This is a genomic window from Phocaeicola sp. (genome assembly GCF_048170425.1).
GTDB lineage: Bacteria > Bacteroidota > Bacteroidia > Bacteroidales > Bacteroidaceae > Phocaeicola.
Genome location: NZ_DBEXBB010000145.1, coordinates 1 through 5,756 on the forward strand (window position 1 = coordinate 1; position 5,756 = coordinate 5,756).

Below are 5,756 nucleotides of genomic sequence, written 5' to 3' on the forward strand. Positions count from 1 at the left end.
AAAAGGAGGAATCTTGTAACTGATATAAACTGTAACATATGGGTTCAACAAAACAATAGCGGCTGATACTATTAGGTTCATAGTGACAGTCGCTATTGTTGTATATAAAGGTTTAATACCTGTAGTTGGCCGAATACTTACTTCTGATAAGTCATCGGGAAACGATTGCACAGCTTTGCACTTCTGTGGTCTGGATGAAGAAGCAGGAATAATCCTTGTGGTGGATAGAGGTAATACATGAAATGCCCTTATTTCTAGTTATACACTGGAGATAAGGGCATTTCGTTTTTGGAGTGCTATTTGACTAATGATTTCGCTTATAGCTTGATTACCAGTTTTTTGCCTGAATAAGCCACTTTTTTGTCTGCTTTAACTATGACGGTTTCTGCCGACTGCTTGCCGGGCTGCATCAGCGTGATGCGGAAGTTGCGGCGTTTCAGCATCTTCGGGAATTCACCGTTGCGGTCGCTGATGGTCAGTGTGCGTGAGGCATCGTTCCAGCTGAACTTGATGGTGGAGAACATACCTTTTTCGTAGTTGTAATTGTCGAACTCGTCTTCGTAGAGCACGAACTCGCCATTGGCTCCCGGATAGACGCAGATGTCCAGGTTGTCCCATTTCTTTTCGGTAGAGTACTGTACTTTCGGACCGAGCGGAAGGATGCTTCCAGCCTTGACATAAAGAGGCAGGATGTCAACCGGACATTCGCGTTGGATTTCCTGACCGCCTTCTACCGTTTCGTTGGTCCAGAAGTCAATCCATTGTGTGCCTTTGGGCAGATAGACTTTTACTGGAGCAGAAGCGTTGGCTACATCGGGTACGGTGGTAACTCCCTTGTTTCCTTCTACTTTCTTGGTGTAAAGTGGTTCGGTTACCGGACATACCAGAATGTTTTTACCGAACATGTATTCATCGTCCAGCAAAATAGCTTTGCGGTCGTTGGCAAAGTCCATGACCAGCGGACGCATCATGGTGCCGTCTTCTTGTACTATGGCTCCATCCAGGCTGTATATGTAAGGCAAGAGACGGTAGCGGAGTTCAATCATGCGTTTTTGCGCATCGTAAGCCCAGTCACCTTCTTTTCCGAAGAGGTCTATTTCATTCATCATCGGTGAAGAACAGTGGTTACGCATCAGCGGCATGAAGCATCCCCACTGGAACCAGCGTACATGCAGTTCCTGATAAGCCACGTTGGTGCAGTCGTTGTTGTATTCCCATCCGAAGAAACCTCCCAGGTCGGTGTTCCAGAACGGAATGCCGCAAAGTGTGTAGTTCAGTCCGGCCGGAATCTGCTGGCAGAGTACATTCCAGCTTGATACCACGTCGCCGCTCCAGCTCAGGGCACCGTAGTGCTGCTGGCCCAGGTAACCGGAGCGTGTCATCTGGAACACACGCTTTTCGTCCGATACGGCACGCTGGTGCTCATAAATTCCCCGGTTGTGATCCAGCGGGAATGCATTGTGTACGGAGCGGAAAGAGCCGTCGGCGGTCATCAGGTCGAAATCACTGTCTTTCGGGTTCAGATGGTCGGGTTCCGTAGAATCGGTCCACCAGGCATCGATGTTCATTTTGTGCAGGTGGCTGAGGTAACGCCAATACAGGTCGCGTGCATCTTTATTGAACGGGTCGTATGGGTGTGCGCCTGACTTGGGGGGCCATGTCTCAAATTTCAGCAAGGCTCCCATCTTGTCCAACTCCTTGAACTGGTCAGTCCATGGTCCGAAGCTGGCCCATACGGAAATCATCAGGTGGGCATTGTTCTTATGTACATATTCCACCATCTCTTCTGGACTTTTGAAACGGGGTTTCGGATAGCGTGCGTTCTTGTCTTCTCCATTCGGAAGGTAGCGAAGTGCTTCCTTGTCGTCCATCTTGTTGATGTAACGCGGATTCATGAATTTCATGGCATTCCAGTTGGAATCGCATCCCCAGTACTGCCAGTCCTGCACGATACCGTCGAGCGGAATCTGTAGCTTGCGGTACTTGTCGAGTACGCCGCACAGTTCGTCGGGACTCTTATAACGTTCGCGGCACTGCCAGTAGCCCATGGTCCAGAGCGGGAACATGGTGGCCTTTCCGGTCAGGTCGCGGATACAGGCGATTACGCCATCCTGTGTGCCGTCTTTATAAAGGAAATAATAGTCAGAGCAGAGTCCTACTTGTGAAGAGAAGGATGTTTCATACGGGGTGTCGCTGAAGTCGGAAATACCCGGATTGTCCCAATATACGCCATATCCCTTTTCGGAAGTGAAGTATGGGATACAGATATTGGTATTGCCGTTTGACAGATGTATTTGCTGGTTGCGGTGGTTCATGACTCCACTCTGGCGTTGTCCCAGTCCGTAGATGGCTTCCTCCGGTTCAAGGCTGAATGCCTGACTGACGGTAAACGCATCGCGGTTTACGTCCTTGCGGGGAATGAAGTTGGTACCTTCCACCTTTTCCTTTAACAGCGTTTCCCCTTTCAGGTCAGTGTAAGTCACCTTTCCGGTAGTTACATCGAGTGTTACGGTGATTTTTCCGGAAGTCATACATACCGTGTTTCCATTCTGTTTGTAGGAGATTTCTACTTTTTCCGGAGTCTTGATGACCGGATAACTTTTTTTCTCAGGCATCTCATCCGAAGGATACTTTACGATGCGCACAATGGAAGGAGAGTAGAAAATCACTTCCCCGTTCAAGGTGGGCTGTGCGGTCTGGAACTTTCCTCCCTGAGCGGTCTTTTCAAAAGTCTGGCCGAAGGAAGACAAACAAGTTGCCAGTGCGGCCAAGAATAAAATCTCTTTTTTCATGTTGAACAAGTTTGTTTTTCGTTAAATTTGAATACAAAGGTTGATGATTCAAATGTAAAGAGATTCTTTGTAGGACAGGAGAACAGAATGTGCCAAAGAGCGGCATGAAATGCTTCAGGAGGTGGTTTGATTCATTTTTATCCCTCTTTTGATTCAGATGTATCCCTCTTTTCCTGCTGTTTCTGGTATTCGCTGGGAGTGATTCCATATTCCTCTTTAAAGCAGGAGGTAAAATATTTCCGGTTGTAATATCCCAATGCCAGTGCTACCTCGTTCACAGCTGTACGAGGGTCTTCCAGCATCCGGCAGGCATGTTGCATTTTCACACGGCGAATGTATTCCAGTGGAGTGAGTCCTGTAATGGCTTTCAGCTTGCGGGTCAGTGTGGAGCGCGACATGTTGACTTTTTCTGCCAGATGCTGTACGTCGAAGTCGGGTTCGCTCAGGTTTTCTTCCACGGCTTTCAGGATATTTCCCAATAGAATTTCATCCAGTTTGGCAAACTCTATGTCTGAAACCCGCACTTTTGTCTGGGGGCCTGATTTTTCGTTCAGGTAAGAACGCATTTTCATCAATTCCGTACTGTCGGCATACAGTTCTTCATTTTTCAGTTTCATCCGGCGAAGGTAGAAACGAAGCCCGAGGAAGACTCCGGCTGCCAATAGTAATATATATAAGGTAATGGCCCAGCCTGTCTGGTAGAAAGCAGGTAAACGTTCAATGTGCAGGCGGGTGATTTTGTCGCTCCAGATTCCATAGCCATCGGTTGCCTTCACTTCGAACACATAATTTCCGTGAGGCAGGTGTTTATAATTGACGGTATGTTGTCCTACGGCGGTGTAGTTCCATTCCTTGTCAAGTCCAATCAGACGATAGGCATAACGTATCTTGGAGGCGTTCAGATAGTCGAGGGAAGAAAAATGAATGTCCAGGTCGTATTCATCGGGCTGGAGTGTCAGGGAGTTTCCGTTGGTGACAGGTTTTCCCATGACGTATGTTCCGGTAATGAATGTCGGAATGTTCTTGCTGGGCTGGTCGAGTCGGGCAGAAGGAGTTACCGCACAGATGCCCGGGATACCCCCGAAATAGATTCGTCCGTCGTGTCCCTTGCAGATGGCAGTAGGGATAAACCGGCGGAGCAGCATGGAATTGTCGGTGGTAAGGTAGGTGGAAAACGAATGGTTTTTCGGATTATACTCAATCAGTTTCTGGTTGGTGTCTATCCACAGGTGTCCGTATACGTCAAATTCCAGCTGGTTGACAATGTTTCCGTACAGTTCGCACAGTCGGGTATGGTCTGTCAGTTTCCCTGTTTGCCAGTTCAATGCATATACTCCTCCCTCCTGCGTGCCCATCCAGATGAGGCTGTCTTCCTGCACACTCAGGCAGGTAATGGAGAGAGGAGACGGAATTTTATGACATTCCCCCTTGGGAGACAGCTGATAAAGTCCTTTATTAACAGTTCCAATCCATAGATTTCCCTTCTTGTCTTCTTTAATTGCACTTACCAGTCCCAGTGTATCACACACCGTATGCAATTGGTTGTCGTGTAACGTGAAGGAAAACAATCCGTTGTTTGTTCCGGCCCAGAGCGTACCATTGTGGTCTTCGTAGGTTTGGGTAAAATATCTTTTAGTCTTTTCTGGAAGACTCAGGGTGCGGAGATGCTTCATTTGCATGCCTTTCCGTCCGAGTTCATAAATCAGGCTTTGACCTTCGGGTATTACCCATACGTTTCCTTCCCTACGTGCTTCAGTCATTTGTTTGATTGTGGCAAGTGAAAGACCATTTACGGCAGGGAAGTCTGTGTAAAGAGTGACTTTGTGGTGGGGCAGGTCGTACAGACAAAGTCCCGTTCGTTCCTGTGATATCCACATCTTGCCTTCTCCCGCATCGCAAAGTGCCATGATAGCCGGCTGGAAGCGTACCCGTTCTTGGAGAGCTGGCAGGGCAAATTCTTCTGGAGCATTTTCTGTGAAATGGATAATGAAACTTTTTCCGTCGAAAGAAGCTACCCAGAGGTTTCCGTCTTTGTCCTGGTAAATTTCATTCAGCATGTTTCCATACTCTGCCGGAAGACGAAAATCTGTCTGGCGCAGACAACGTTGTGTCTCATCGTAACGCATGGCAATCAGGGAGCTTCGGGTAGTCATCCAGAGAGTTCCTTCTCGGCTGTCCTGTACCATATACAAGATGTCTCTTTCCGTTTCTCCCATAGGATTGACGGGAAGTGGAGAGTAGGTATAAATGGAGTCTTTGGGAGCCGATGGGTTAAAAAGTAACAGACCATCAGAATTGGTTCCTACCCAGAAATAATTATGAGTGCGATCCTGCACAATGCAGGTCAGTTTTTCTCCTGAAGGAGGACTGGCATAGCGTATAAAAGTATCTGTTTTTTTGTCGTAACGGTAGATGCCTTCCTTTCCTATTGTGATTAGAATCTGCTTCTGCCGGCTTTCGCAAAAACCGGTTATCCATGCAGGCCCTCCTTCAGGGTTGTATAGCAGGTAGGTCTTTTGCAACTCTCCTGAAGCGTTGTATCTCAGAAGTTTATGCCTTGTCGCTACCCACATGTATCCGTCGGAGGTTTTTCGAATGCTGTAGATAAATCTTGTTTGTAACTCTTTGGAGTCTAACGGCGTGACCTGTCCGCTTGCCTTATCCAGGATATAGGCGCCGTGGTCGGTTCCAAACCAGATTCTTCCGTTATCGTCTTCTGCAATGGACTGGATGGTGTTGTCGCTCAGCAGTCCCGGTGTGTTGATGTCCGAACGAATCACGTTAATCTGGTATCCGTCATCGCAGCACAGCCCGTTGACCGTGCCATACCACATCAGCCCTTTACTATCTTGAAAAATCCGGTGTATGGCATTGACTGGAAGTTGGGGCAATGAAGGTATGGGGGTTAACCGGACGTGAGAGGCGGCTTGTAAGGTGAACTCTATCAGGCAGAAAAGAAGTAAA

At 47.9% G+C, this 5,756-nt stretch carries 2 protein-coding genes; both read right to left on the reverse strand.

Features of this window, described 5'->3' with window-relative positions; all coding sequences use genetic code 11:
• Positions 1-317 precede the first annotated feature (317 nt).
• Entirely contained in the window at positions 318-2,792 is a 2,475-nt protein-coding gene (locus tag ACMJ0U_RS05630) for a TIM-barrel domain-containing protein (protein ID WP_417128733.1), read from the reverse strand.
• Positions 2,793-2,929: 137 nt separating this feature from the next.
• On the reverse strand, positions 2,930-5,756 hold a 2,827-nt coding region (locus ACMJ0U_RS05635; protein WP_417128735.1), incomplete at its 5' end, for an AraC family transcriptional regulator.

What these genes read in the sequence shown, in the direction of transcription:
- ACMJ0U_RS05630 (WP_417128733.1), bottom strand. Translation starts at nt 2,792, where the DNA reads ATGAAAAAAGAGATTTTATTCTTGGCCGCACTGGCAACTTGTTTGTCT.